The organism is Pseudomonas sp. NPDC089395 (assembly GCF_044749525.1).
In the GTDB taxonomy this organism is placed as follows: Bacteria; Pseudomonadota; Gammaproteobacteria; order Pseudomonadales; family Pseudomonadaceae; genus Aquipseudomonas.
On sequence record NZ_JBIVID010000001.1, the window covers coordinates 165673 to 192610 of the forward strand.

Below are 26938 nucleotides of genomic sequence, written 5' to 3' on the forward strand. Positions count from 1 at the left end.
TCGGCAGGTTGCCGCATTTTCCCCGCTATTGAACCGGAGAACTCCCATGCTCAAACGCCCACTGGCGCTCGCCGCCGGCCTCGTGCTGTCCTGCTGTGCCGTTGTCGCCCAGGCTGCTGACACCTTGCGAGTCAGTGCCATTCCTGACGAGGCGCCGACCGAACTGCTGCGCAAGTTCGAGCCACTGGGCAAGTACCTGTCCGCGCAACTGGGCATGGACGTGAAGTTCGTACCAGTGGCCGACTACCCGGCGGTAGTCGAATCGCTGGCCAGCGACCGCCTGGACCTGGCCTGGCTGGGCGGTTTCACGTTCGTTCAGGTGCACCTCAAAGACCCGACCGCCACGCCGCTGGTGCAGCGTGAGCAGGACGCCCAGTTCACCTCCAAGTTCATCACCGCCAACCCCAGCGTGAAGAGCCTGGCCGACCTCAAGGGCAAGTCGTTCGCCTTCGGTTCGATCTCGTCCACCTCGGGCAGCCTGATGCCGCGCTTCTTCATGCTCAAGGAAGACAACATCAAGCCCGAGAGCTACTTCAGCCGCGTGGCCTATTCCGGCGCCCACGACGCAACCGTAGCCTGGGTGCAGGCCGGCAAGGTCGATGGCGGCGTGCTCAACGCCAGCGTCTGGCAGAAACTGGTCGATGCCGGCAAGGTCGATACCAGCAAGGTCAAGGTATTCGCCACCACGCCCGCCTATTACGACTACAACTGGACGGTGCGCGGCAACATGGAGCCGGCGCTGAAAGAGAAGATCAAGAAGGCCTTCCTCGACCTCGATCCGGCCAACCCGGAGCACAAGAAAATCCTCGACCTGCAGGCGGCCAGCCGCTTCATCGAGACCAAGCCCGAGAACTACCAGGGCACCGAGCAAGCCGCACGCGAGGCCGGCCTGCTCAAGTGACTATTCATGTAAACGGCGCCGTCCTGAGCCACGGCCAGGTCCGCGCGCTCGAGGCGGTGAGCCTGCATATCGACAAGGGTGAACGGGTGGCGATCATCGGCCCTTCGGGGGCTGGCAAGTCCAGCCTGCTGCACCTGATGGCCACGGCCCTGCAGCCCAGCAGTGGTCACCTGGAGTTGTTCGGCGAACAGCCTTGGGCGCTGTCAGCCGGCGCCCGTCAGCGCTTGCGAGCCAGAATCGGCCTGGTGCATCAGGCGCCGCCCCTGCCGCCGCGCCAGCGGGTGGTTACCGCTGTGCTGGCTGGCCGGCTGGGGCAGTGGGGAACCCTGCGCGGCCTGCTCAACCTGATATACCCCACCGATGTGCCGGGCGCGCGACAGGTCCTGGCGGAACTGGGCCTGGCCGACAAGCTGTTCGTCCAGTGCGGGCAATTGTCCGGTGGCCAGTTGCAGCGAGTCGGTATCGCCCGGGCCCTGTATCAGCGCCCTGAAGTGCTGCTGACCGATGAACCGGTGTCGGCAATGGACCCGGTGCTGGCCGAGCATAGCCTGGCACTGCTCAACCGCCATGCCCAGGCTAACGGCGTCACGCTGGTGGCCAGCCTGCATGCGGTCGAACTTGCGCTGGCGCATTTCCCACGGGTGATCGGCATTCGTGAGGGGCGGGTGGTATTCGACTGTGCGGCGCACGCCGTGAGCGAGCAGCTGCTCGATACCCTTTACGCCAACGAACAGCTGGCCTCGCCGGTTGTTCAGGGGCCGACCCTGACTGTGCAGATTCCCCGATGCTGAAGGTTGACGCCCGCGACCCGGCGCTATTGCCGCGGTTGTTGTTCACGTTGCTTGCCCTGGCCGTGTTGTGGCCAGCGTTGCAGTTGAGCGAGCTGAACCCTGGGGTGTTGCTGCAGGCGGAAAACCGTCAGCAGATCGCCAGCTTCACCCGCGCCTTCTGGCCCCCGGCGCACGATGCCGAGTTCCTCGAACTGCTGTACACCTCGACCTTGCAGACCCTGGCCGTTGCCACCGCCGGGATGGCCTTGGCGCTGCTGCTGGCGATCCCCACCAGTCTTCTGGCCAGTCGCGCCCTGTCGCTGCGCGCGGCGTCCCGGGGCGGCCGAGCGGGCGGGTGGTCGCGCCTGGTGCGCATGCCGGTGCGGGGTTTGCTGATTTTTCTGCGCAGCGTGCCGGAAATCGTCTGGGCACTGCTGTTCGTTCGCGCCGTGGGCCTGGGGCCAACTGCCGGTGTGCTGGCCATTGCCATCACTTACAGCGGCATGCTCGGCAAGGTCTATGCGGAAATCTTCGAGTCGGTCGACCAGCGTCCCGCGCATGCCTTGATGCAGGGCGGCAGTGGCCGGCTGGCGGCATTCGGCTATGGCATCTTGCCGAGTGCCGTGGCGGAGCTGGTGTCCTACACCGTCTATCGCTGGGAGTGCGCAGTGCGTGCGTCGGTGGTGATGGGCTTTGTCGGCGCTGGCGGGTTGGGGCAGCAGATCGACCTGTCCATGCGCATGTTCGCCGGCGGTGAGGTGGCGAGCATGTTGCTGGCCTTTTTCGGCCTGGTGCTTCTGGCTGACCTGCTGAGCCGCTTCCTGCGCGGGAGGCTGGGATGAACCGGCTGGTCAACCTGCTGGTCATCAGCGCCATTGTCGCGGCGGTGGTGGCGTCGTTTGGCTATCTGCAACTGGACCTGCACGCGCTGGTTGGCGATGGCGGGTTGGGGCAGATGGGCGAATATGCGGGTCGCTTCCTGCATCCGGACTTATCCACAGAGCATCTGCGCGCGGTGGGTCATGGCGCCCTGGAAACCCTGGCGATGTCGGGGCTGGGTACGCTGCTGGCGATGGTGCTGGGCATGCTCCTGGCCTTGCCGGCGGCGGGGCGTTTCGGCTGGCCGCTGCAATCGGTGGCGCGGTTGCTGCTCAATGCCTTGCGCGCCATCCCTGAGCTGGTGTGGGCGGCACTGACGGTGCTGGCAGCCGGGTTGGGTCCCAATGCCGGTACGCTGGCCCTGGCCCTGCACACGGCAGGGGTGTTGGGGCGGTTGTTCGCCGAAGCGCTGGAGAATGCGCCGGTGGAGCCTGCAGCGGCGATACGCTTGCAGGGGGGCGGGCAGGTCGCGGCGTTCTGCTTCGGCACCTTGCCCAATTTGTGGCCGCAGTTGCTGGCCTACAGCTTGTACCGCTGGGAAAACAACATTCGCATGGCCAGTGTGCTGGGCTTTGTTGGCGCAGGGGGGCTCGGGCAGATGCTCTATACCACGTTGAGCCTGTTCCAGGAGGCGCAGGCCAGTACGGTGATCATGGCGATGCTAGTGCTGGTGTTGCTGGTGGATGCGTTCAGTGATGTGCTGCGCCAGCGCTATGTGCGAGCTTGATCCATAGCTGGGGCTGCAACGCAGCCCCCTTACCGCTGCAACTCTCCACACTGCTGCATCGACGCCAGGTTGCGCTCGATCGTTTCGCAAATCGTATCCATCTGAATCTGATGCTCGCTGAAGCGAAACGGGCTTTGCAGGTCGGTGCCGATCCGCTCGATCGCCAGCAGCATGAACCCGACCACCGTGGACGCCAGCGGCGTGAACCAACCCAGCGACTCCACCAGCCCCACCGGCACGATCAGGCAGAAGAGTGTGATGAACAGCCGCGGAAAATACACATAAGGGTAGGGCAGTGGCGTGTTGGCGATCCGCTCCATGCCACCCTGGGCGTTGGACAGGTCCACCAGCGTCGACTCCAGTCGCGCCAGGCGAATGCTGTCCAACCGCCCGGCCTGGTACTCGCGCGCCAACAGGGCCGCCGAGCCACCGAGAATGTCGTTGGCGAAGTTGTTCGAACGGTTGCGCCGCTCGAATTCCCCCGGCGGGATGAACGCCATCAGCTCATCTGGGCAGGCCTCGCCCTTGAGGTGCGCCGCCAGGCAGTTCACGTAGGCGATATGCCGACGCAGCAGGGTGGCCTTGACCGGGTTCAGGCCGTCGTCCGGGTCGTCGATCAGCGTCAGCGTCTGCCGGGCGAAGCTGCGCGAGCCGTTCACCAGCGCGCCCCACAATGTGCGGGCCTCCCACCAGCGGTTGTAGGCGCTGCTGTTGCGAAAGCTCACCAGCACCACCAGCGACGAACCGAGCAAGGTCAGTGGGATCAGCGGCAGGGTGAACTTGCTGTTGAAGAACAGCATGAAGTCGATGGTGACCAGCACGTCCCAGAGCAGTAGCCAGAACAGGGACCAGCCGATGTAGCCGAAGGTCTTCACCATCAGGCGGTACTTGCGGGTGATGATGTCTTTCACGCGGGGGGCCTCGAAACGGGGGCGATGCAGGATCGGACGTCGAGGGGCCTCGAAGGTTCGGCGTTGGATGTTGCAAGAGATTTTTGTAGCTATCGCTGTGAAGACAATGCTGACGCAGGTAACGGACGCAGCCGAATTTCTATTTTCGGCGAGCGTCGCCAGAGTGGAATTACTTCCAAATCTTGCTAGTTCGTATCCGTATGGATACGATTGGAGTGGCCAGAAAACTGGCGAAGGAGCTGAAATGAACGAGAACCTCATTCCTTTTGATATGGCAACATTGTTAGACAGCGACGAGGCTATCAGCGAGTACCTGAGCCAGGTTCTGGCTGATGGTGATACAGATGAAATCATCCGTGCGCTCGGACATATCGCCCGGTCGCGAGGGATGTCTCAGATAGCGGCAGCGAGCGGTTTGGGCCGGGAGAGCCTCTACAAAGCGCTCAGTCCTGGAGCGAAGCCACGTTTTGACACTGTATTGAAGGTCATTCGTGCACTGGGCGTCGACCTCTTCGCTCAGCCTCACATTGCGGCGCGGTGAGTATTCAAAGATTGCTGAACGCACCTGCCCGGATTCAAGGCTTGCCCGCAACCGTCACATACCCCTTGACCGGGGCAGGCCTGCCGCTGGGATTGTTCTTCTGCGCCAGGTACTGGAACCGCCGCCATTCCTTGTCGATCTCGCTGTACGACATGAACACGCTGACGCGCGCCTGGTCCGCCAGATCGGGCCGGTTGCGCCTGTCGATTTCATCCTTGGGGATGAACGCGACATTGATCCCGACCACCTTGCCGTCCTCGGCGAACACCGGGCCACCGGACATGCCTTTGACCATCGGGCCGTCGTGCACCGAATAGAAGACACTGCCAGGCGTACCTTCCAGCCGTACCAGCGAATCCAGGGTACGGCCCTTGCCCAACACCGGCATCATCAGGCTGTTGAAACCGACCGCAGTCACCGACTCGCCCGGCACGTACTGGCGCCACAGGGGGACCCGGGTGGCCTTGTGCTCGAAGAACACCACGTCACCGAGACCTGCGTGGACCACGTTGCGAAGGAAGGGCGTGTGTTTGGCGGTGACGGCGTAGTCTTCGTTCCACTGGATGGCAGTGGCCATCAGCAGCATCGGCAGAGGGGCGCCGGAGGTGACTACGAAAGCCTGGTCGTAGACGGGATTCGATACATAAGCGGTCGGCATTCCATTGCACCCACTCAGCAGCATCATTGCCGCCAGACAGGGCACGGTTGGTTTCATGATCTGCACAGGGGTTGAGAAGTGGGGTCGCAAACATGGCTAAGCGCCATCGTGTCGGCAATACTTTCTGTGTATATCAGATGAGTGACATCTTAAGTATTGGTTGGAGTGATGGCCAATAGATTGCACCCATTGCAGGAGGGGCAGGGGGCGATGGGCTGGCGTCAAGCAAAGAGCCTCCAGTCGACACCCAAATCGCAGGCACAAAAAAACCGACCATAAGGTCGGTTTTTTCTGGATTTTGGTGCCCCGAGGGAGACTCGAACTCCCACTCCTTTCGAAAACGGATTTTGAATCCGCCGCGTCTACCAATTCCGCCATCAGGGCTTGTGGCGCGCAGTATAGAGAGGTGCCTTCGGTCGGTCAATCGGCTTTCATGGTCAATTTTCACGCATTGGGCTAAACTTCCCGGCCCTGCCGAACCCGAACATCATCATGCGCGTCGCCGATTTTTCTTTCGAACTCCCCGATTCCCTGATCGCCCGCCACCCACTGGCCGAGCGCCATGGCAGCCGACTGCTGGTCCTCGATGGGCCGAGCGGGGCGCTGGCGCACAAGCAGTTCACCGACCTGCTCGACTTCCTGCGCCCTGGCGACCTGATGGTGTTCAACAACACCCGGGTGATCCCGGCGCGGCTGTTTGGCCAGAAAGCCTCCGGCGGCAAGCTGGAAGTGCTGGTCGAACGCGTGCTCGACAGCCACCGGGTGCTCGCCCATGTGCGTGCCAGCAAGGCGCCCAAAGAGGGCGCGATGATCCTCATCGACGGCGGTGGCGAGGCCGAGATGGTCGCGCGCCACGACACGCTGTTCGAGCTGCGCTTCACCGAAGAGGTGCTGCCGCTGCTTGAACGTGTCGGCCACATGCCGTTGCCGCCATACATCGACCGCCCCGACGAGGGCGCCGACCGTGAGCGCTACCAGACGGTGTACGCCGAACGTGCTGGCGCCGTGGCAGCCCCGACTGCCGGCCTGCACTTCGACGAGGCGCTGCTGGAAAAGATCGCCGCCAAGGGCGTCGAGCGCGCCTTCGTCACCCTGCACGTGGGCGCCGGCACCTTCCAGCCGGTGCGGGTCGACAAGATCGAGGACCACCACATGCATAAAGAGTGGCTCGAAGTGAGCCAGGACGTGGTCGACGCCATTGCCGCCTGCCGCGCCCGTGGTGGCCGCGTGGTCGCGGTCGGCACCACCAGCGTGCGTTCGCTGGAGAGTGCGGCCCGCGATGGTGTACTCAAGGCTTTCAGTGGCGACACCGACATCTTTATCTACCCGGGCCGACCGTTCCACGTGGTCGACGCCCTGGTCACCAACTTCCACCTGCCGGAGTCCACACTGCTGATGCTGGTCTCGGCTTTCGCCGGTTACCCCGAAACCATGGCTGCCTACGCGGCGGCGGTCGACAACGGTTACCGCTTCTTCAGTTACGGTGATGCCATGTTCATCACCCGCAATCCGGCGCCGCGCGGCCCCGAGGATCAAGCATGAGTCGCACCTGTCGAATGTCCTTCGAACTGCTGGCCACCGACGGCAAGGCCCGTCGTGGTCGTCTGACCTTCCCCCGTGGCACGGTCGAGACCCCGGCATTCATGCCGGTGGGTACCTATGGCACGGTCAAGGGCATGCTGCCGCGTGACATCGAGGCCATCGGTGCCGAGATCATCCTCGGCAACACCTTCCACCTGTGGCTGCGCCCGGGCACCGAGGTGATCAAGAAGCACAACGGCCTGCACGATTTCATGCAGTGGAAAGGCCCGATCCTCACCGACTCCGGTGGTTTCCAGGTGTTCAGCCTGGGCGCCATGCGCAAGATCAAGGAAGAGGGCGTGACCTTCGCCTCGCCGGTCGACGGCTCCAAGGTGTTCATGGGGCCCGAGGAGTCCATGCAGGTGCAGCGCGACCTGGGTTCGGACATCGTGATGATCTTCGACGAATGCACGCCGTACCCGGCCGAGCATGACGTGGCGCGCACCTCCATGGAGCTGTCGCTGCGCTGGGCACAGCGTTCGAAGAACGCCCACGGTGACAACACCGCGGCGCTGTTCGGCATCGTCCAGGGCGGTATGTACCAAGACCTGCGCATGCGCTCGCTGGAGGCGCTGGTCAACATCGACTTCGACGGCCTGGCCATCGGCGGCCTGTCGGTGGGCGAACCCAAGCATGAAATGATCAAGGTGCTGGATTACCTGCCGGCACAGATGCCTGCTGACAAACCTCGTTACCTTATGGGGGTAGGCAAACCGGAAGATCTCGTTGAGGGTGTGCGCCGCGGCGTCGACATGTTCGACTGCGTGATGCCTACGCGCAATGCGCGCAACGGCCATCTGTTCGTCGATACAGGGGTGATCAAGATCCGCAATGCGTTCCATCGCCACGATGATTCGCCGCTGGATCCGACCTGTGATTGCTATACCTGCACAAACTTCTCCCGCGCCTACCTGCATCACCTGGACAAGTGCGGCGAAATGCTGAGCAGCATGCTGAATACCATCCACAACTTGCGCCATTACCAGCGCTTGATGGCCGGTTTACGCGAGGCTATTCAACAGGGTAAATTGGCCGCCTTTGTCGACGCCTTCTACGCCAAGCGCGGGCTTCCCGTGCCGCCCTTGGACTGACTGTTCGCACTAATCTATTAAAACTTTACAACTGGAGTGCCCAATGAGCTTCTTGATCCCCGCCGCCTATGCGGACGCTGCTGCACCCGCCGCTGGCCCTGCCGGCACCGGCTTCGAGTGGATTTTCCTGGTTGGTTTCCTGGTCATCTTCTACTTGATGATCTGGCGTCCACAGGCCAAACGCGCCAAAGAGCAGAAGAACCTGCTGAGCAACTTGCAAAAAGGTGATGAAGTTGTCACCAACGGCGGCATCGCTGGCAAGATCGTCAAGGTTTCCGATGATTTCGTGGTGCTGGAAGTTTCCGACACTGTCGAGCTGAAGTTCCAGAAGGGCGCCATTGCCGCGACCCTGCCAAAAGGTACGCTCAAGGCTATCTGAGTTACCGGTTTTTCTTTCCAGTCGGGGCGCGCAACGCGCCCCGCGTCTTGAACGGGCGGCGTGATGCTGAACAAATACCCTCTGTGGAAATACGCACTGATCGTGTTGGTACTGGCGATCGGTTTTATTTATTCCGCTCCCAACCTCTACCCGGATGATCCTGCGGTGCAGATCAGCGGTGCCAGCTCGGCGCTGCATGTGAGCCAGTCCGAGCTCGACCGCGTCACCAAGGCGCTGACCGATGCCGGTATCACCGTCAAGGGCGCGAGCCTGGGCGAGAAGGGCAGCGGGCTGGTACGCCTGACCAACCAGGAAGACCAGCTGCCAGCCAAGGATGTAGTGCGCAAGGCACTGGGCGATGATTACGTCGTGGCCCTGAACCTGGCCCAGACCACTCCGCAATGGCTGCGTAACCTGGGAGCAAGCCCGATGAAACTGGGCCTGGACCTGTCCGGTGGTGTGCACTTCCTGCTGGAAGTGGACATGGACAAGGCCATGAGCGCCCGCATGAAAGTCTACGAAGGCGAGGTCAAGACCTTGCTGCGCAAAGAGCGCATCCGCTACCGCAGCCTGCCACAGCAGGATGGCGGCATCATGCTGGGCTTCGCTGACGATGCTACCCGCGAACAGGCACGTGCCCTGATCCGCAAGAATTTCAATGATTTCGACCTGACCACCACCGAGCGCAACGAGCTCGCCGTGCTGCGTCTGGCGCTGACCCAGGCGAAAGTCGCCGAGATCCGCGAATACTCGATCAAGCAGAACCTCACCACTGTGCGCAACCGGGTCAACGAGCTGGGCGTGGCCGAGCCGCTGGTACAGCGCCAGGGCGCCAACCGCATCGTGGTCGAACTGCCAGGCGTGCAGGACACTGCCGAAGCCAAGCGTATTCTCGGCAAGACCGCCAACCTGGAGTTCCGCTTCGGTGCCGAGCCGGGCGCCTCCAAGGCTACTACCGAGGTCTTCGAGTTCCGTGAAGGCGGCCGTTCCGCCCAGGTCGAGCGTGGTCTGATCATCACCGGTGACCAGGTCACCGACGCCCAGGCCAGCTTCGACGAGCACGGTCGCCCGCAGGTGAACATCCGCCTCGATGGCCATGGTGGCGAGCTGATGAGTCGCGCCACGCGCAGCAACGTCGGGCGCAGCATGGCGGTGATCTTCATCGAGCAGAAGCCGGTCACCCGCTACGTCAAGCAGACCGTCGACGGTGTCGAGAAGGAAGTGCCGGTACAGAGCTTCCAGGAAGAGAAGAAGATCATCAGCCTGGCGACCATCCAGTCGCCGCTGGGCAGCCAGTTCCGCATCACCGGCCTCAACGGCCAGGGCGAGTCGTCGGAACTGGCCCTGCTGCTGCGTGCCGGTGGTCTGGCCGCGCCGATGTACTTCGCTGAAGAACGTACCATCGGCCCAAGCCTGGGCGCGGACAACATCACCAAGGGTATCGATGCATCGCTGTGGGGCATGCTGTTCGTCTCGCTGTTCATCATCGCCATCTACCGTGGCTTCGGCGTGCTGGCCACCATTGCGTTGGCGGGCAACATGGTGCTGCTGCTGGCGTTGATGTCGCTGCTGGGTGCGACCCTGACCCTGCCAGGTATCGCCGGTATCGTGCTGACCATGGGTATGGCGGTAGACGCCAACGTGCTGATCTTCTCGCGTATCCGCGAAGAGCTGGCTGCAGGCATGTCGGTGCAGCGCGCCATCCACGAAGGCTTCAATCGCGCCTATTCGGCGATTGTCGATGCCAACCTGACCACCTTGCTGGTGGGCGGCATCCTGTTCGCCATGGGTACCGGGCCGGTCAAAGGCTTCGCGGTGACCATGTCCCTCGGGATTTTCACATCGATGTTCACTGCCGTGATGGTGACCCGTGCCTTGGTCAACCTGACCTGCGGCGGGCGTGACATCAAGAAGCTGTGGGTTTGAGGGAGCTACGATGAAAACCATCAATTTCATGGGCGTGCGCAATGTCGCGTTCGCCGTTACCGTGCTCCTCACCGTGCTGGCGCTGTTCAGCTGGTGGCATAAAGGCCTGAACTTCGGCCTGGACTTCACCGGCGGTACGTTGATCGAGCTGACCTACGAGCGCCCGGCCGATCTGCAGACCGTGCGCACCGAACTGGCCAATTCCGGCTTCCATGAGGCCGTGGTGCAGAGCTTCGGCGCCACCACCGACTTGCTGGTGCGCATGCCGGGCGATGACCCGCAGCTGGGCAACAAGGTCGCTGAAGCCTTGCAGAAGATCGGCGGCGACAACCCGGCCACGCTCAAGCGTGTCGAGTTCGTCGGCCCGCAGGTGGGTGAAGAGCTGCGTGACCAGGGCGGCCTCGGCATGCTCCTGGCGCTGGGCGGCATCCTCATCTACCTGGCGTTCCGCTTCCAGTGGAAGTTCGCGGTCGGCGCCATCGTGTCGCTGATCCACGACGTGGTCGTGACCCTGGGTATCCTCTCGTTCTTCCAGATCACCTTCGACCTGACGGTGCTGGCGGCGGTGCTGGCGATCATTGGCTACTCGCTGAACGACACCATCGTCGTGTTCGACCGGGTGCGTGAGAATTTCCGCGTCATGCGCAAGGCTTCGCTGATCGAGAACATCAACGTCTCGACCACCCAGACCCTGCTGCGCACCGTCGCCACTTCGGTTTCGACCTTGCTGGCGATCGCCGCGCTGCTGTTCTTCGGTGGTGACAACCTGTTCGGCTTCTCTCTGGCACTGTTCATCGGCGTCATGGCCGGTACCTACTCGTCGATCTACATCGCCAACGTGGTACTGATCTGGCTCAACCTGAACAGCGAAGACCTGATCCCGCCTGCCAAGGACGAGGGCGTGGATGAACGTCCGTAAGGGCTGATTTCTGACCGTTCGGTAGGACAAAAGGCGCGAGTGTTGAACTCGCGCCTTTTTTTTCGCTCCAAGGCAGGGAGAAGGCGGGTTGACCCCCGCAGGTACGATCAGGAGGTTCAAGTGAACAAATCAATGCTGGTGGGTGCGGTACTGGGTGCTGTCGGTGTAACTGCCGGAGGTGCTGTGGCGACCTACAGCTTGGTGAACAAAGGGCCTGAATACGCCCAGGTCACCGACGTGCAGCCGATCAAGCAGCAGGTGAAGACGCCGCGTGAAGTCTGCAAGGATGTCGCCGTGACCCGTCAGGCGCCGGTCAAGGACCAGCACCAGATCGCCGGTACCGTGGTCGGTGCTATCGCCGGCGGCTTGCTGGGCAACCAGATCGGCGGTGGCACGGGCAAGAAGATCGCTACCGTGGCCGGTGCGGTCGGTGGTGGTTATGCCGGTAACAAGGTGCAGGAAGGCATGCAGGAGCGTGACACTTACACCACCACGCAAACCCGCTGCAACACGGTCAATGACATCAGTGAGAAGGTCGTCGGTTATAACGTCACCTATTCCATCGGTGACCAGGTGGGCAAGGTGAAGATGGATCGCGAGCCGGGCCAGACCATTCCGCTGGACAAGAATGGCAAGCTGATCCTCAGCGAAGCTGGCCAGTGAATTGATGTCGCCTGTGCTGGCCCCTCGCCGGCAAGCCGGCTCCCACAGTTGAAGGCAGTACGGCCCCTGTGGGAGCCGGCTTGCCGGCGATGAGGCCGGTACAAGCAACACAAAATTCAGGCATAAAAAAAGCACCCTCGAAGGGTGCTTTTTTGTGCCTGCAATCGGCGCTTAGCGCTTCATGTGCTCTGGCAGGTGCGGCTGGATAGCGGTCAGCACGGCCTTGAAGCACTTGATGTTGCCGGCGACGATGTGGCCTTTGTCGAGGAAGTCGTGGCCACCGTTGAAGTCGCTCACCAGGCCACCCGCTTCCTGGATCAGCAGCACGCCGGCTGCCATGTCCCACTCGGACAGGCCCGACTCCCAGAAGGCGTCGAAACGGCCGGCGGCGACGTAGGCCAGGTCCAGGCTGGCGGAACCAGCACGGCGAATGCCGGCGGTCTGGCCAGTCAGGGCGCGGAACATGCCCAGGTAGTTGTCCATGTCGGCCATCTGGTTGTCACGGAACGGGAAGCCGGTGCCGAGCAGGGCGCCTTCCAGGCTGGTGCGCGAGCTGACGCGCAGGCGGCGGCCATTGAGCTGGGCGCCACGGCCGCGGCTGGCGGTGAATTCTTCCTGGCGCACAGGGTCGATGATGACCGCATGCTCAAGGCGACCGCGGTATTTGCAGGCGATGCTGACGGCGAAGTGAGGAATGCCGCGCAGGAAGTTGGTGGTGCCGTCCAGCGGATCGATGATCCACAGGTAGTCCTTGCCTTCTTCGCCGGTGCCCGCGTGCAGGCCGGTTTCTTCGCCTTGGATGGAGTGGTTCGGGTAGGCCTTGCGCAGGGCGTTGACGATGCTCTGTTCGGCGGCGCGATCGACCTCGGAAACGTAGTCCTTGGCCTCTTTCTCGTCGACCTTGATGGTATCCAGGCGTTCGATGGAGCGGAAGATCAGTTCACTGGCGCTGCGAGCGGCGCGCAGGGCGATATTCAGCATAGGCTGCATGGGCGGGTCACCTGGAGATGTTAAAGAAGAAAGCCGAACATTCTAGCAGAAAAGTTTGGCGGCAGAAGTGTCACATTTGCTTTCATAGCGTTACGCTGGTCGGTTCTGTAAGATCGAAACCTCTAAATCCTGCCTCTGTGAGCACAACACCTTGCTGCAAAATATTCGTGTTGTTCTGGTCAATACCAGCCACCCCGGCAACATCGGCGGCGCTGCGCGTGCCATGAAAAACATGGGCTTGTCGCGTCTGGTGCTGGTGCAGCCAAAAGAGTTTCCGGCCGCTGACGCCAGTGCGCGCGCCTCGGGTGCCGACGACGTGCTGGCCAATGCCCAGGTGGTCGACAGCCTCGAAGACGCATTGGTCGGCTGCAACCTGGTGATGGGTACCAGCGCCCGTGAGCGCAGCATCCCCTGGCCGCTGATCGACCCCCGTGAATGCGGGGCCAAGGCCGTGGAGCATGGCATCGGCGGCGAAGAGATCGCCCTGGTGTTCGGGCGCGAGCACGCCGGCCTGACCAACGAAGAATTGCAGCGATGTCACTTCCACGTGCACATTCCCTCGAACCCCGACTTCAGTTCGCTGAACCTTGCCGCCGCGGTCCAGGTGCTCTCCTATGAGGTGCGCATGGCCTGGTTGGCAGCTGAAGGTTCGGCGCCGCAAGTCGAGAAGGTCGACGCCAGCGAGCTGGCGACCATGGATGAAATGGAGCTGTTCTATGAACACCTGGAGAAAACCCTGGTGGACATCGGCTTCCTTGATCCCGAGAAACCCAAGCACCTGATGGCGCGCCTGCGCCGGCTGTATGGGCGAAGCTCGGTCGAGCGTCCGGAAATGAGCATTTTGCGCGGCATCCTCACCGAGACCCAGAAGGTCGCACGGGGCGAGCCGCATAAACGGAAGGACTGACAGATGTTCGAACGTCTGCGTGAAGATATCCAGAGCGTTTTCCATCGTGACCCGGCGGCGCGCAACGCCTTCGAGGTATTGACCTGCTACCCGGGCATGCACGCGATCTGGCTGCATCGCCTGGGCAACGCGCTGTGGAAGCGCGACTTCAAATGGCTGGCGCGCCTGGTGTCCAACTTCGGGCGCTGGATGACCGGCATCGAGATCCACCCCGGCGCCACCATCGGCCGGCGCTTCTTCATTGATCATGGTATGGGTATCGTCATCGGCGAAACCGCCGAGATCGGTGACGATGTCACCCTTTATCAGGGCGTGACCCTGGGCGGCACCAGCTGGAACAAAGGCAAGCGCCACCCGACCCTGGAAAACGGTGTGGTGGTCGGTGCCGGCGCCAAGGTGCTGGGCCCGTTCACCGTCGGTGCCGGGGCCAAGATCGGTTCCAATGCGGTGGTCACCAAAGCGGTGCCGGCCGGCGCCACGGCGGTGGGTATTCCGGGGCGGATCATCGTCAAGAGCGAAGACAGCGAGCTCGAGGCCAAGCGCAAGGCCATGGCCGAGAAGATCGGCTTCGATGCCTATGGTGTCAGTGGCGACATGCCCGACCCGGTGGCTCGGGCCATTGGTCAGATGCTCGATCACCTGCAGGCGGTGGACGAGCGCTTGGAAGGCATGTGCGGCGCGTTGACCAAGATGGGCAGTGATTACTGTGCCAAGGAGTTGCCGGCGCTGCCGGAAGACGACTTCAGCGAAGTGGCCCAGGAAGCTCGGCGCGACACTCAGTCGCATTGAAAACGCCCCGCTGACCGCGTGCTGACATATGGGGCGTGTGCTTACGCCCCTTTGCTGCTACAATCGCGCCCGCCTCCCAGATGCCAAACCCGACTAAAGCAGTAGGTCTAATAGTTGACTTAAATGCTCGGGAATCGCATACTCGCACACATCCTGTAACTCCCGTGGTACCCACTAGCCATGCGACTGACTACCAAAGGCCGATACGCCGTGACCGCCATGCTCGACCTGGCGTTGCATGCGCAGCATGGGCCGGTGTCTTTGGCCGACATTTCCGAGCGCCAGGGCATATCCCTCTCTTATCTGGAACAGCTGTTCGCCAAGCTGCGCCGTAGCAGCCTGGTCTCCAGCGTGCGCGGTCCGGGTGGTGGCTACCAGCTGTCGCGCGGCATGGAAACCATCCAGGTGGCCCAGGTCATCGACGCGGTCAACGAATCGGTCGATGCCACCCGTTGCCAAGGCCTGGGGGATTGCCATGCCGGTGACACCTGCCTGACCCACCACCTGTGGTGCGACCTCAGCCAGCAGATCCATGAATTTCTCAGCGGCATCAGCCTGGCCGACCTCGTCATGCGCCGTGAGGTGCAGGAAGTCGCCCAGCGCCAGGACCTGCGTCGTGTCGCAGGCCGTACTGCCCAGCTGGACAAGATTGAGACGTCCGCCGTCGACTGACCCTTTATTAAGTGACGATGAGCGACGCCACCGCCTGATAGGAGATACTCAATGAAGTTGCCGATCTACCTCGATTACTCCGCGACCACACCGGTCGATCCCCGCGTCGCCCAGAAAATGGCCGACTGCCTGCTGGTCGACGGAAACTTCGGTAACCCGGCCTCGCGTTCCCACGTGTTCGGCTGGAAGGCTGAAGAAGCGGTCGAGAATGGCCGTCGCCAGGTGGCCGAGCTGATCAACGCCGACCCGCGCGAGATCGTCTGGACCAGCGGTGCCACCGAGTCCGACAACCTCGCCCTGAAAGGCGTGGCGCACTTCTATCAGACCAAAGGCAAGCACATCATCACCTCCAAGATCGAGCACAAGGCGGTCCTGGATACCGCTCGCCAGCTGGAGCGTGAAGGTTTCGAAGTCACCTACCTCGAGCCAGGCGAAGACGGCATCGTCACCCCGGCCCAGGTCGAGGCGGCGCTGCGCGACGACACCATCCTGGTCTCGCTGATGCACGTGAACAACGAAGTCGGCTCGATCAACGACATCGCCGCCATCGGTGAACTGACCCGTTCGCGCGGCGTACTGTTCCATGTCGACGCCGCCCAGTCGGCCGGCAAGGTCGAAATCGACCTGCAGAAGCTGAAAGTCGACCTGATGTCGTTCTCCGCGCACAAGGTCTACGGTCCGAAAGGTATCGGTGCGCTGTACGTCAGCCGCAAGCCGCGTGTGCGTCTGGAAGCGATCATCCACGGCGGTGGCCATGAGCGCGGCATGCGTTCGGGCACCCTGCCGACCCACCAGATCGTCGGCATGGGCGAAGCCTTCGCCATCGCCAAGCAGGATATGGCCGCTGAAAACGTACGCATCAAGGCCCTGAGCGACCGCTTCTTCAAGCAGGTCTCGGACCTTGAAGAGCTGTATGTCAACGGTAGCCGCACCGCACGCGTGCCGCACAACCTGAACCTGAGCTTCAACTACGTCGAAGGCGAGTCGCTGCTGATGTCGCTGAAAGACATCGCCGTATCGTCCGGTTCGGCCTGTACCTCCGCTTCGCTCGAGCCGTCGTATGTACTGCGCGCGCTGGGCCGTAACGACGAGCTGGCGCACAGCTCGATCCGCTTCTCCTTCGGCCGTTTCACCACCGAAGAAGAAGTCGACTACGCCGCGCAGAAAGTCTGCGAGGCGGTGAACAAACTGCGTGAGTTGTCGCCACTCTGGGACATGTACAAAGACGGCGTCGACATCTCCAAGATCGAGTGGGCCGCCCACTAAGCAGTCGCCGGCAAGAGCGGCTCCCTGATGAGGAAGGAATTGCACCATGGCATACAGTGAAAAGGTCATCGACCACTACGAAAACCCACGCAACGTCGGCAAGATGAATGCCGAGGACCCGGATGTCGGTACCGGCATGGTCGGCGCCCCTGCGTGCGGTGACGTGATGCGTCTGCAGATCAAGGTCAACGAGCAAGGCATCATCGAAGACGCCAAGTTCAAGACCTACGGCTGCGGTTCGGCCATCGCTTCCAGCTCCCTCGCCACCGAGTGGATGAAGGGCAAGACCCTGGACGAAGCCGAAACCATCAAGAACACCCAGCTGGCGGAAGAACTGGCGTTGCCGCCAGTGAAAATCCACTGCTCGGTTCTCGCCGAGGATGCCATCAAGGCAGCCGTGCGCGACTACAAGCAGAAGAAAGGCTTGATCTAAGTCGCCTGCAAGGTAATAGGTAAGGAGTTCCGATGGCTATCAGCATGACAGAAGCCGCCGCCAACCATGTGCGGCGTTCCCTCGAAGGGCGCGGCAAGGGCGAGGGCATCCGCCTGGGCGTGCGCACCACCGGTTGCTCGGGCCTGGCCTACGTGCTGGAGTTCGTCGACGAACTGGCGGACGAAGACACCGTGTTCGAGAACCATGGCGTCAAGGTGATCATCGATCCCAAGAGCCTGGTCTACCTTGACGGCACCGAGCTGGACTTCGTCAAGGAAGGGTTGAACGAAGGCTTCAAGTTCAACAACCCCAACGTGCGCGGTGAGTGTGGCTGCGGCGAAAGCTTCAACGTCTGAGGCTGGCTGTGGGTACTCCTTGTCATTACGCTCTGTTTGATCTCCAGCCGTGCTTTCGTCTGGACCTCGACAAGCTGGCCACTCGCTATCGCGAGTTGGCCCGCGAGGTTCATCCTGACCGTTTTGCCGACGCCTCCGAGCGTGAGCAACGGGTAGCGCTGGAGAAGTCCGCGGCCCTTAACGACGCCTACCAGACACTGCGCAGTGCGCCTCGCCGTGCCCGCTATCTGCTGGCCATCGGTGGCCACGAAGTGCCCCAGGAAGTCACGGTCCATGACCCCGACTTCCTGTTGCAGCAGATGCAGTGGCGTGAAGAGCTTGAAGAGCTGCAGGACGAAGCCGACCTCGACGGTGTTGCCGTGTTCAAGAAGCGCCTCAAAGGTGCCCAGGACACGCTGAACGAGGATTTCGCCGCCTGCTGGGATGTGCCTGCCGAGCGTGACCAGGCCGAGCGCCTGATGCGCCGCATGCAGTTCCTCGACAAGCTCGCCCAAGAAGTGCGCCAACTGGAAGAGCGCCTCGACGATTAACCCGGCGCCTCCCGTGATGACGCCTAAGGTAATTAGATAAGCATGGCCCTACTGCAGATCGCCGAACCCGGTCAAAGCCCTCAGCCGCACCAGCGCCGCCTGGCGGTTGGCATCGACTTGGGTACCACCAATTCTCTGGTCGCTGCCTTGCGCAGCGGTCGCAGCGAGCCCCTGCCCGATGCGCAGGGCAACGTCATTCTGCCCTCGGCAGTGCGTTACCTGGCCGGCCACAATGAGGTCGGCCTGGCGGCGCGCGAAGCAGCTTCCAGCGACCCGCTGAACACCGTGCTGTCGGTCAAGCGCCTGATGGGGCGCGGCCTGGCTGACGTCAAGCAGCTTGGCGAGCAGCTGCCGTACCGCTTCATTGGTGGCGAGTCGCACATGCCGTTCATCGACACTGTCCAGGGGCCGAAGAGCCCGGTGGAAGTGTCTGCCGACATTCTCAAGGTGCTGCGCGAGCGTGCCGAACAGACCTTGGGCGGTGAACTGGTAGGTGCGGTAATCACCGTGCCGGCTTACTTCGATGACGCCCAGCGCCAGGCGACCAAGGATGCGGCCAAGCTGGCCGGCCTTAATGTACTGCGCCTGCTCAACGAGCCGACCGCGGCAGCCGTGGCCTACGGCCTGGACCAGAATGCCGAAGGCCTGGTGGCCATCTATGACCTGGGTGGCGGTACGTTCGACATTTCCATTCTGCGCCTGACCGCTGGTGTGTTCGAAGTGCTGGCCACGGGTGGCGACACTGCCCTGGGCGGTGACGACTTCGACCACGCCATTGCCGGCTGGATCATCGAGCAGGCGGGTCTTTCTGCCGACCTCGATCCGGCCACGCAGCGTCAGCTGCTGCAAGCCGCCTGCGCCGCCAAAGAAGCCCTGACCGACGCCGACGTGGTCAGTGTCAGTCATGGCGCCTGGCAGGGCGAGCTCAGTCGTACTGCTTTCGAGGCCATGATCGAGCCGATGATCGCCCGCAGCCTCAAGGCCTGCCGCCGCGCGGTGCGCGACAGCGGTATTGAGCTGGAAGAAGTGGGTGCGGTGGTGATGGTCGGTGGTTCGACCCGTGTACCGCGTGTGCGTGAGGCTGTCGGCACGCTGTTCGGCCGTACCCCGCTGACCTCGATCGATCCTGACCAGGTGGTGGCCATTGGCGCCGCGATCCAGGCCGATACCCTGGCTGGCAATCGTCGCGAAGGTGGCGAACTGTTGCTGCTCGACGTCATCCCGCTGTCCCTGGGCCTTGAGACCATGGGCGGGTTGATGGAGAAGGTAATCCCGCGCAACACCACCATTCCGGTGGCCCGCGCCCAGGAATTCACCACTTATAAAGACGGCCAGTCGGCCATGATGATCCACGTCCTGCAGGGCGAGCGCGAGCTGATCAGCGACTGCCGCTCCCTGGCGCGCTTCGAGCTGCGCGGCATTCCGGCCATGGTCGCTGGCGCGGCGAAGATCCGCGTCACCTTCCAGGTCGATGCCGACGGTCTGCTCAGCGTCGCGGCCCGCGAACTGGGCTCGGGCGTTGAAGCCAGCATTCAGGTCAAGCCGTCCTACGGCCTGACCGACGGCGAGATCGCCCGTATGCTCAAGGACTCTTTCGAGCACGCCGGCTCCGACAAGCAGGCCCGTCAGCTGCGCGAGCACCAGGTCGATGGCGAGCGTCTGCTCGAAGCGGTACAGGGCGCCCTGGACGCCGATGGCGAGCGCCTGCTCAGCAGCGAAGAGCGCGAAGCCATCGAATTCCAGATGCAAGAACTACGTGATTTGCTGACCGGCACCGATGGCCCAGCCATCGAGCAACAGACCAAGCGTCTGTCGCAGGTGACCGATGCATTTGCCGCCCGTCGCCTTGATTCGACGGTCAAAGCCGCACTGGCCGGGCGCAACCTGAATGAGATCGAGGAGTAACCGATGCCGCTGGTGACATTCCTGCCGCACGAGAAGTTCTGCCCTGAAGGGCTGACCGTGGAAGTCGAGCCCGGGACCAACATCCTGGAGCTGGCCCACGACCATCACATCGAGATGGAAAGCGCTTGCGGTGGCGTCAAGGCCTGCACCACCTGCCACTGCATCGTCCGCAAGGGCTTCGATTCGCTTGAAGAAGCCGACGAGCTGGAAGAAGACATGCTGGACAAGGCCTGGGGCCTGGAGGCTCAATCGCGCCTCGGCTGCCAGGTGGTGGTCGCCGACGAAGACCTGACCATCGAGATCCCCAAGTATTCGCTCAACCACGCTGCCGAAGCGCCGCACTGAGGTTTGCCCCGATGAGCCTGAAATGGATTGATGTACTTGAGATCGCCATCCAGCTTGCGGAAAGCAAGCCGGAAGTCGATCCTCGTTATGTGAATTTCGTCGATCTGCACCGCTGGGTGCTGGCCTTGCCAGACTTCAGCGACGATCCGTCACGTGGCGGTGAGAAAGTGCTCGAGGCCATCCAGGCGGCCTGGATTGATGAAGCCGACTAAGCGCGACGCTGCAGGTTAGGCAATCCCCTGGAACCCGCGTATAATTCGCGGGTTTAATTTTTCGTAACACTCATATTCTGGAGTTTTCCATGGCTGTTCAACGTACTTTCTCCATCATCAAGCCTGACGCCGTTGCCAAGAACGTAATCGGCAAGATCACCACTCGCTTCGAAGAAGCTGGCCTGAAAATCGTTGCTTCGAAAATCAAGCAACTGTCCAAAGCCGAAGCCGAAGGCTTCTACGCCGAGCACAGCGAGCGCGGCTTCTTCGGTGACCTGGTTGCCTTCATGACTTCCGGTCCGGTTGTCGTTCAGGTTCTGGAAGGTGAAAACGCTATCGCTCTGAACCGTGAGCTGATGGGCGCTACCAACCCTAAAGAAGCTGCTGCCGGCACCATCCGTGCTGACTTCGCCGAGTCGATCGACGCCAACGCCGTACACGGTTCGGACTCCGAAGCGGCTGCTGCTCGCGAAATCGCTTACTTCTTCGCTGCTACCGAGGTAACCACTCGCTAAGCGAAAGCTTACGGGTGAGGGTGAATCCATGACGACATCTACTGGCAAAATCAACCTGTTGGGTCTGACCCAGCCGGAAATGGAAAAATTCTTCGACTCTATCGGGGAGAAGCGCTTCCGTGCCGGCCAGGTGATGAAATGGATTCACCATTTTGGCGTCGATGATTTCGCCGCCATGACGAACGTCGGCAAGGCCTTGCGCGAAAAGCTCGAGGCTGTTGCCGAAATTCGCCCTCCGGAAGTGGTCAGTGAAGACATTTCCGCCGACGGCACCCGCAAGTGGGTGATCCGCGTTGCCTCCGGCAGCTGCGTCGAAACCGTCTACATCCCGACTGACGACCGCGGCACCCTGTGCGTCTCGTCGCAAGCCGGCTGCGCCCTGGACTGCAGTTTCTGCTCTACCGGCAAGCAAGGCTTCAACAGCAACCTCACCGCCGCTGAAGTGATCGGCCAGGTGTGGCTTGCGAACAAATCCTTCGGCACCGTCCCGGCCAAGATCGACCGCGCGATTACCAACGTGGTGATGATGGGCATGGGCGAGCCACTGCTGAATTTCGACAATGTCATCGCCGCCATGAAGATCATGATGGATGATCTGGGCTATGGCATTTCCAAGCGTCGCGTCACCCTGTCCACCTCGGGCGTGGTGCCGATGATCGACGAACTGGCCAAGCACATCGACGTGTCGCTGGCCCTGTCGCTGCACGCCCCGAACGACGAACTGCGCAACCAGCTGGTACCGATCAACAAGAAGTACCCGCTCAAGGTGTTGCTGGAGTCCTGCATGGGCTACATGGCCACCCTCGGTGGCAAGCGCGTGCTGACCGTCGAGTACACCCTGCTCAAGGACGTCAACGACCAGCCTGAGCATGCCGCGCAGATGATCGAACTGCTGCGCGACGTACCGTGCAAGATCAACCTGATCCCGTTCAACCCGTTCCCTCATTCGGGTTACGAGCGGCCTAGCAACAACGCTATCCGCCGCTTCCAGGACCTGCTGCACCACGGTGGCTTCAACGTCACCACCCGTACCACCCGTGGCGAGGACATCGACGCCGCCTGTGGTCAGCTGGTCGGCCAGGTCAACGACCGTACCCGCCGCAGCGAGCGCTACATCGCGGTGCGTCAGCTCTCTGCCGACGCTGAGCTTTCAGACAGCGCCGTGCGCCACTGAGACCGGCCCTCGCCATGAGCCTGCGCGCCGCGCTGTCGATCCTCGCGCTTTTGCTGCTGGCCGGCTGCGTGTCGGGCGGCGCGAACGACCCCCTGGCCAACCGCCAGGGCAGGGCGCAGGCAGGGCAGGCCTACGTACAGCTTGGGCTGGGCTATTTGCAACAAAGTTTGACCGAACAGGCCAAGGTCCCCCTGGGCAAGGCCCTGGCGCTGAATGCCAGTGACGCTGATGCCCACGCGGCTTTGGCGCTGGTGTTTCAGGCCGAAGGCGAACCCGCGCTGGCTGAGGGTCACTTCAAAAAAGCCTTGGAAACGCGCCCGGGCGATACGCGAATTCGCAACAACTACGGCAGTTTCCTATATGCTCAGCAACGTTTTGCCGAAGCCGAGCAGATGTTTCGCCTGGCCAGCGCCGATAGCCTGTATCCTGAACGTTCGCGGGTATACGAGAACCTTGGCCTGACGGCGCTGAAGCTGGACAATCGCGACCAGGCCACTGCGTATCTGTCCAAGGCCCTGCAACTCAACCAGCGGCAGCCCAGGGCGCTGCTGGAAATGGCTGAGTTGTCCTACGAAAACAGGCATTATGTGCCGGCCCGGGACTACTACGATCGTTTCAGCCAGTTGAGCGGCCACAGCGCTCGCAGCCTCCTGCTGGGCAGCCGTCTTGCCCGGGTGTTCGACGAGCAGGGCACACTGGCCGAGATGGGCCAGCAATTACAACGACTTTATCCCGGTACGCCGGAATATCAGCAATACCTGTCGGAGCAACGATGAAAGCCGCGCATCCCGAAGTAGCAGCAGCGACCGGCCAGAACCCCGGTGAGCTGTTGCGCCAGGCCCGCGAAAAACGGGAGTGGTCGCAAGCCGAGGTGGCCCGCAAGCTCAACCTCACCGTAAGTTCGCTGAACCACGTGGAAACCGGCGCCTTCGACAAGCTGCCAGGTCACACTTTCGCCCGTGGCTACATTCGCGCCTACGCCAAACTCATGGACCTGGACCAGGCACCGCTGGTCGAGGCCTTCGACCAGTACACCGGTACCCATGCCAAGGGCAGCGAAGTGCATTCGCTTGGCCGTATCGAGGAACCGGTGCGCCTGTCGCATAACATCCTGCGCGGCGTCAGCCTGTTGCTGCTGGTTGCCGTCGTTGGCGGCAGCTTCATCTGGTGGCAAGACCAGGGCAGCCTGCGTGGCAAGGACCTGGCCAAGATCGCCCTCGAACACGTCGAGGTCGAGAGCGCTGACGGCACCACCCAGATTCACCCGCTGGACGAGCCTGAAGACCAGGCCGTGAGCGCCAGCCAGCAGGCCGAGAGCGCACCGCTGGCGTTGGAGCAGGCCCCGGCCGAGCAGGCCTCCGAGACTGCCGCCGAAGCCGCGCCTGCGGTACCTGCCCCGGCACCGGTTCAACAAGCACCCGCAGCGTCGACGCCTGCAATATCGGCTCCGGCTGTGCCGGCCGCCCCTGCAGCGCCCAACGCCCCTGTAGCACCCGTGGCCAGCGTGCCGGCTGTAGCCGCCGCAGTGCCCGCCGCCGTACCGGCCGGCAGCGCCAAGGTCGCCATCCAGTTCACCGCCGATTGCTGGACCCAGGTCACCGATGGCAACGGCAAGGTGCTGTTCAGCGCCGTCAAGCGCAAGGGTGACAACCTCGAACTGACCGGTAAACCACCGTTCGCGGTGCGCCTGGGCTTTGCCCGCGGCGCTCAGGTCAGCTACAACGGCCAGGCCGTCGATGTTGCTCCGTTCACCAGTGGCGAGACCGCTCGCCTGAAGTTGGGACAGTAAGTCATGCACGGCGAATCTCCGATCAAACGTCGCGAATCCCGCAAAATCTGGGTCGGCAATGTGCCGGTGGGTGGCGATGCCCCCATCGCGGTGCAGAGCATGACCAACACCGACACCAACGATGTCGCGGCCACCGTGGCGCAGATCCAGCGCCTGGTCGACGCCGGCGTCGACATCGTGCGCGTCTCGGTGCCCGACATGGACGCCGCCGAGGCGTTCGGCAAGATCAAGCAGTTGGTCAGCGTGCCGCTGGTCGCCGATATCCACTTCGACTACAAGATCGCCTTGCGCGTGGCCGAGCTGGGTGTCGACTGCCTGCGCATCAACCCGGGCAACATCGGTCGTGAAGACCGTGTGCGCGCGGTGGTCGATGCCGCCCGTGACCGGGGTATCCCGATCCGTATCGGCGTCAACGCCGGGTCCCTGGAAAAAGACCTGCAGAAGAAGTACGGCGAGCCGACCCCGGCCGCGCTGGTCGAGTCTGCCTTGCGCCATGTCGAGCACCTCGACCGCCTGGACTTCCAGGACTTCAAGGTCAGCGTCAAGGCCTCCGACGTGTTCATGGCCGTCGAAGCCTACCGCCTGCTGGCCAAGCAGATCATCCAGCCGCTGCACCTGGGCATCACCGAAGCCGGTGGCCTGCGCTCAGGGACGGTGAAATCCGCTGTCGGCCTCGGTATGCTGCTGGCCGAGGGTATCGGCGATACCATCCGTATTTCGCTGGCCGCCGACCCGGTCGAAGAAGTGAAGGTCGGCTACGACATCCTCAAGTCGCTGCACCTGCGTTCGCGTGGCATCAACTTCATCGCCTGCCCGAGCTGCTCGCGGCAGAACTTCGATGTGGTCAAGACCATGAACGAGCTGGAAGGGCGCCTGGAAGACCTGCTGGTCCCGCTGGACGTGGCGGTGATCGGTTGCGTGGTCAACGGCCCCGGCGAAGCCAAGGAAGCCCACGTGGGGCTGACCGGCGGCACGCCGAACCTGATCTACATCGATGGCAAGCCTGCGCAGAAGCTGACCAATGACAACCTGGTCGATGAGCTGGAAAAGCTCATCCGCCAGAAAGCGGCCGAAAAGGTCGAGGCTGACGCGGCGCTGATCGCCCGCAGCTGACACACAGATTCGTAAGGACTTTTCGTGAGCAAATCGCTGCAAGCCATCCGTGGCATGAACGACATCCTGCCAGAGCAGTCGCCGCTGTGGCGCTACTTTGAAAGCACCGTTGCCGGCCTGCTGGACACCTACGGGTACAGCCAGATCCGCACACCGATCGTCGAGTTCACCGAGCTGTTCAAGCGCTCCATCGGTGAAGTCACCGACATCGTCGAAAAAGAGATGTACACCTTCGAGGACCGCAACGGCGATTCGCTGACCCTGCGCCCCGAAGGCACCGCTGCCTGCGTGCGCGCTGTGCTGGAGCACGGCATCACCGGTAACGGCCAGGTGCAGAAACTCTGGTACATCGGCCAGATGTTCCGCCACGAGCGCCCGCAGAAAGGCCGCTACCGCCAGTTCCACCAGATCGGCGTGGAAGTGTTCAACCTGGACGGTCCGGACATCGACGCCGAACTGATCATGCTGACCTGGCGCCTGTGGGGCCTGCTGGGCATCCAGGACGCGGTCAAGCTGGAGCTGAACAGCCTGGGCACCAGCGAAGCCCGCGCCCGCTATCGCGACGCGCTGGTCGAGTTCCTCTCGGCGCGTCTGGAGCAGCTCGATGAAGACAGCCAGCGTCGCCTGAAGAGCAACCCGCTGCGCATCCTCGACAGCAAGGACCAGGGCACCCAGGCGGTGCTGGTCGGCGCGCCGAAGCTTGAAGACTACCTGGACGAAGATTCCCGTGTGCACTTCGAGGGCCTCAAGGCACGCCTCGACGCCGCCGGTATCCCGTTCGTGATCAACACCAAGCTGGTGCGTGGCCTGGACTACTACAGCAAGACCGTGTTCGAGTGGGTCACCGACAAGCTCGGCGCCCAGGGCACCGTCTGTGCCGGTGGCCGCTATGACGGCCTGGTCGAGCAGATGGGCGGCAAGCCGACCCCTGGCGTGGGTTTTGCCATGGGGATCGAGCGTCTGATCCTGCTGCTGGAAACCCTCGAGAAGGTACCGGAGTCCATCAACCGTCAGATCGACGTTTACCTGTGCGCCTTCGGCGAGCAGGCCGAGATTGCCGGCCTGCGCCTGTCTGAAGGCCTGCGTGATCGTCTGCCGGGCCTGCGTCTGGCAGTCAACGCCGGTGGCGGCAGCTTCAAGAGCCAGTTCAAAAAGGCCGACAAGAGCGGCGCGCTGTTCGCCCTGATTCTGGGCGACGACGAGCTGGCCAAGCAAGAGATCGGCCTGAAGCCCCTGCGTGGTCAGGGCGAACAACAGAACATTGCCTGGGATGCTCTGGCTGAGCACCTGGAAACCGCGATCGCGCAGGCGTAACGCGGTTCAACAAGCGAATAGGCGAAAAGGAGTATTGGGGTGTCGAGTACCGATGATGATGACCTGGCAGGGGTCAAGGACTGGTGGAACCGCAACGGCAAGCCGCTGCTGACCGGCGCGCTGCTGGCCGGTGTGGTGGTGCTGGGCTGGAATACCTGGCACAAGTACCAGAGCAACCAGTCGCAAGGCGCCTCGCAGCTGTACCAGGCCCTGCTGGAAACCAGCCTGACGCCGAGCGGCCAGCCTGACGCGACCAAGGTCGCGGAACTGGCCGGCAAGCTCAAGAGCGAGTTCGGCGGTACCGCCTACGCCCAGTACGGCAGCCTGTTCGTGGCCAAGGTCGCGGTCGAGAGCGGCAAGCTCGACGACGCCGCTGCCGAGCTCAAGGCTGTGCTGGACAAGCCGGCCGACGTGACCCTGGGCGAAATCGCACGCCAGCGCCTGGCGCGCGTGCTGGCCGCCCAGAACAAGGCCGATGACGCCCTGAAACTGCTGGACGGCGACGCCGACAAGGCGTTCCTGGCCAGCCGTGAAGAATTGAAGGGCGACCTGCTGGTACAGCTGGGTCGAGCCGACGATGCCCACAGCGCATACGAAAAAGCCAAGGCCGCGCTGTCCGATGACGCCGCAGTCGGTGGCTTGCAACTGAAGCTGGATGACCTGGCCAAAGGGGACGCGTGAC

The 26938-nt window shown here is 62.6% G+C and carries 31 protein-coding genes and 1 tRNA gene; 28 read left to right on the forward strand and 4 right to left on the reverse strand.

Annotated features, from left to right (window positions below; translation table 11 throughout):
- Positions 1-46 precede the first annotated feature (46 nt).
- The 4 genes from ACIPZG_RS00745 to phnE are packed head-to-tail and all read left to right on the forward strand — an operon-like array spanning position 47 to position 3277.
- Positions 47-901, forward strand: coding sequence for a putative selenate ABC transporter substrate-binding protein (locus ACIPZG_RS00745; RefSeq protein WP_400709229.1), 855 nt, complete (start codon positions 47-49; stop codon positions 899-901).
- Positions 898-1692 (forward strand): phosphonate ABC transporter ATP-binding protein, encoded by a 795-nt coding sequence (locus ACIPZG_RS00750; RefSeq protein ID WP_400709232.1) that lies wholly within the window; start codon positions 898-900, stop codon positions 1690-1692. Before ACIPZG_RS00745 ends, ACIPZG_RS00750 begins: the two co-directional genes overlap by 4 nt.
- Positions 1686-2513, forward strand: a complete 828-nt coding sequence (locus ACIPZG_RS00755; protein ID WP_400709235.1) for a PhnE/PtxC family ABC transporter permease — start codon at positions 1686-1688, stop codon at positions 2511-2513. Before ACIPZG_RS00750 ends, ACIPZG_RS00755 begins: the two co-directional genes overlap by 7 nt.
- Complete coding sequence (phnE, locus tag ACIPZG_RS00760; protein WP_400709238.1) at positions 2510-3277, forward strand: phosphonate ABC transporter, permease protein PhnE; 768 nt, start codon at positions 2510-2512, stop codon at positions 3275-3277. The genes ACIPZG_RS00755 and phnE overlap by 4 nt, the downstream gene beginning before the upstream one ends.
- Before the next feature lie 29 nt (positions 3278-3306).
- Here the strand turns inward: phnE and ACIPZG_RS00765 are convergent, their stop codons facing one another.
- The gene (locus tag ACIPZG_RS00765; protein WP_400709241.1) at positions 3307-4188 is read right to left on the reverse strand and encodes a bestrophin family protein; all 882 of its coding nucleotides are present in this window, start codon (positions 4186-4188) and stop codon (positions 3307-3309) included.
- A 244-nt stretch (positions 4189-4432) separates the two neighbouring features.
- On the opposite strand from ACIPZG_RS00765, the gene ACIPZG_RS00770 reads away from it, so the two are divergent.
- Complete coding sequence (locus ACIPZG_RS00770) at positions 4433-4729, forward strand: addiction module antidote protein (RefSeq protein ID WP_400639356.1); 297 nt, start codon at positions 4433-4435, stop codon at positions 4727-4729.
- A gap of 34 nt (positions 4730-4763) precedes the next feature.
- Here ACIPZG_RS00770 and ACIPZG_RS00775 read toward each other — a convergent pair whose 3' ends face one another.
- Both ACIPZG_RS00775 and ACIPZG_RS00780 read right to left on the reverse strand, forming a co-directional pair.
- Positions 4764-5411: a trypsin-like peptidase domain-containing protein gene (locus ACIPZG_RS00775; RefSeq protein ID WP_400710837.1), complete on the reverse strand. Its 648-nt coding sequence runs from the start codon at positions 5409-5411 to the stop codon at positions 4764-4766.
- Between the two features lie 275 nt (positions 5412-5686).
- A tRNA-Leu gene (locus ACIPZG_RS00780) sits at positions 5687-5771 on the reverse strand.
- Positions 5772-5879: 108 nt separating this feature from the next.
- Between ACIPZG_RS00780 and queA the strand changes: the two genes are divergently transcribed.
- The 6 genes from queA (at position 5880) to ACIPZG_RS00810 (ending at position 11946) form a co-directional block, all read left to right on the forward strand.
- On the forward strand, positions 5880-6929 hold the full coding sequence (queA, locus tag ACIPZG_RS00785) for a tRNA preQ1(34) S-adenosylmethionine ribosyltransferase-isomerase QueA (RefSeq protein WP_008092594.1): 1050 nt from the start codon (positions 5880-5882) through the stop codon (positions 6927-6929).
- A 14-nt stretch (positions 6930-6943) separates the two neighbouring features.
- Positions 6944-8059, forward strand: a complete 1116-nt coding sequence (gene tgt, locus ACIPZG_RS00790) for a tRNA guanosine(34) transglycosylase Tgt (RefSeq protein ID WP_162144435.1) — start codon at positions 6944-6946, stop codon at positions 8057-8059.
- 43 nt (positions 8060-8102) lie between these two features.
- Positions 8103-8438, forward strand: coding sequence for a preprotein translocase subunit YajC (gene yajC, locus ACIPZG_RS00795; RefSeq protein WP_008092587.1), 336 nt, complete (start codon positions 8103-8105; stop codon positions 8436-8438).
- 63 nt (positions 8439-8501) lie between these two features.
- Positions 8502-10364 (forward strand): protein translocase subunit SecD, encoded by a 1863-nt coding sequence (gene secD / locus ACIPZG_RS00800; RefSeq protein WP_400709244.1) that lies wholly within the window; start codon positions 8502-8504, stop codon positions 10362-10364.
- 10 nt (positions 10365-10374) lie between these two features.
- Positions 10375-11283 carry a protein translocase subunit SecF gene (gene secF / locus ACIPZG_RS00805; protein WP_400709246.1) on the forward strand — a complete coding sequence of 303 codons (909 nt, stop codon included), beginning with the start codon at positions 10375-10377 and terminating at the stop codon, positions 11281-11283.
- Between the two features lie 120 nt (positions 11284-11403).
- The gene (locus ACIPZG_RS00810) at positions 11404-11946 is read left to right on the forward strand and encodes a glycine zipper 2TM domain-containing protein (protein WP_400639090.1); all 543 of its coding nucleotides are present in this window, start codon (positions 11404-11406) and stop codon (positions 11944-11946) included.
- Positions 11947-12117: 171 nt separating this feature from the next.
- On the opposite strand, the gene suhB is transcribed toward ACIPZG_RS00810, so the two are convergent.
- Complete coding sequence (suhB, locus tag ACIPZG_RS00815; protein WP_400709249.1) at positions 12118-12936, reverse strand: inositol-phosphate phosphatase; 819 nt, start codon at positions 12934-12936, stop codon at positions 12118-12120.
- A 151-nt stretch (positions 12937-13087) separates the two neighbouring features.
- On the opposite strand from suhB, the gene trmJ reads away from it, so the two are divergent.
- The 17 genes from trmJ (at position 13088) to ACIPZG_RS00900 (ending at position 26937) form a co-directional block, all read left to right on the forward strand.
- Entirely contained in the window at positions 13088-13843 is a 756-nt protein-coding gene (gene trmJ, locus ACIPZG_RS00820; RefSeq protein ID WP_400709252.1) for a tRNA (cytosine(32)/uridine(32)-2'-O)-methyltransferase TrmJ, read from the forward strand.
- A 3-nt stretch (positions 13844-13846) separates the two neighbouring features.
- Positions 13847-14632, forward strand: a complete 786-nt coding sequence (cysE, locus tag ACIPZG_RS00825; RefSeq protein ID WP_400639092.1) for a serine O-acetyltransferase — start codon at positions 13847-13849, stop codon at positions 14630-14632.
- A 180-nt stretch (positions 14633-14812) separates the two neighbouring features.
- Positions 14813-15304: a Fe-S cluster assembly transcriptional regulator IscR gene (iscR, locus tag ACIPZG_RS00830; protein WP_008092572.1), complete on the forward strand. Its 492-nt coding sequence runs from the start codon at positions 14813-14815 to the stop codon at positions 15302-15304.
- A 51-nt stretch (positions 15305-15355) separates the two neighbouring features.
- Positions 15356-16570 (forward strand): IscS subfamily cysteine desulfurase, encoded by a 1215-nt coding sequence (locus ACIPZG_RS00835; protein ID WP_400709255.1) that lies wholly within the window; start codon positions 15356-15358, stop codon positions 16568-16570.
- Between the two features lie 46 nt (positions 16571-16616).
- Complete coding sequence (iscU, locus tag ACIPZG_RS00840; RefSeq protein WP_007929523.1) at positions 16617-17003, forward strand: Fe-S cluster assembly scaffold IscU; 387 nt, start codon at positions 16617-16619, stop codon at positions 17001-17003.
- A 32-nt stretch (positions 17004-17035) separates the two neighbouring features.
- Positions 17036-17359, forward strand: coding sequence for an iron-sulfur cluster assembly protein IscA (gene iscA / locus ACIPZG_RS00845; RefSeq protein ID WP_008092567.1), 324 nt, complete (start codon positions 17036-17038; stop codon positions 17357-17359).
- 8 nt (positions 17360-17367) lie between these two features.
- Positions 17368-17889: a co-chaperone HscB gene (gene hscB / locus ACIPZG_RS00850; RefSeq protein WP_008092565.1), complete on the forward strand. Its 522-nt coding sequence runs from the start codon at positions 17368-17370 to the stop codon at positions 17887-17889.
- A gap of 42 nt (positions 17890-17931) precedes the next feature.
- Positions 17932-19794, forward strand: coding sequence for a Fe-S protein assembly chaperone HscA (hscA, locus tag ACIPZG_RS00855; RefSeq protein WP_400709258.1), 1863 nt, complete (start codon positions 17932-17934; stop codon positions 19792-19794).
- A gap of 3 nt (positions 19795-19797) precedes the next feature.
- Positions 19798-20139 carry an ISC system 2Fe-2S type ferredoxin gene (gene fdx, locus ACIPZG_RS00860; RefSeq protein WP_021781772.1) on the forward strand — a complete coding sequence of 114 codons (342 nt, stop codon included), beginning with the start codon at positions 19798-19800 and terminating at the stop codon, positions 20137-20139.
- Positions 20140-20150: 11 nt separating this feature from the next.
- Complete coding sequence (iscX, locus tag ACIPZG_RS00865) at positions 20151-20351, forward strand: Fe-S cluster assembly protein IscX (protein WP_008092561.1); 201 nt, start codon at positions 20151-20153, stop codon at positions 20349-20351.
- Positions 20352-20440: 89 nt separating this feature from the next.
- The gene (ndk, locus tag ACIPZG_RS00870) at positions 20441-20866 is read left to right on the forward strand and encodes a nucleoside-diphosphate kinase (protein WP_012316140.1); all 426 of its coding nucleotides are present in this window, start codon (positions 20441-20443) and stop codon (positions 20864-20866) included.
- 28 nt (positions 20867-20894) lie between these two features.
- Entirely contained in the window at positions 20895-22040 is a 1146-nt protein-coding gene (rlmN, locus tag ACIPZG_RS00875; protein ID WP_008092559.1) for a 23S rRNA (adenine(2503)-C(2))-methyltransferase RlmN, read from the forward strand.
- Positions 22041-22054: 14 nt separating this feature from the next.
- Positions 22055-22816 (forward strand): type IV pilus biogenesis/stability protein PilW, encoded by a 762-nt coding sequence (gene pilW, locus ACIPZG_RS00880; protein WP_400709261.1) that lies wholly within the window; start codon positions 22055-22057, stop codon positions 22814-22816.
- Positions 22813-23829, forward strand: a complete 1017-nt coding sequence (locus ACIPZG_RS00885; RefSeq protein ID WP_400709264.1) for a RodZ domain-containing protein — start codon at positions 22813-22815, stop codon at positions 23827-23829. Before pilW ends, ACIPZG_RS00885 begins: the two co-directional genes overlap by 4 nt.
- A 3-nt stretch (positions 23830-23832) precedes the next feature.
- On the forward strand, positions 23833-24942 hold the full coding sequence (ispG, locus tag ACIPZG_RS00890) for a flavodoxin-dependent (E)-4-hydroxy-3-methylbut-2-enyl-diphosphate synthase (RefSeq protein WP_008092556.1): 1110 nt from the start codon (positions 23833-23835) through the stop codon (positions 24940-24942).
- A gap of 24 nt (positions 24943-24966) precedes the next feature.
- Positions 24967-26256 (forward strand): histidine--tRNA ligase, encoded by a 1290-nt coding sequence (hisS, locus tag ACIPZG_RS00895; protein ID WP_008092555.1) that lies wholly within the window; start codon positions 24967-24969, stop codon positions 26254-26256.
- Between the two features lie 39 nt (positions 26257-26295).
- Positions 26296-26937, forward strand: a complete 642-nt coding sequence (locus tag ACIPZG_RS00900; protein WP_400709267.1) for a tetratricopeptide repeat protein — start codon at positions 26296-26298, stop codon at positions 26935-26937.
- The last annotated feature ends 1 nt before the right edge of the window (position 26938 follow it).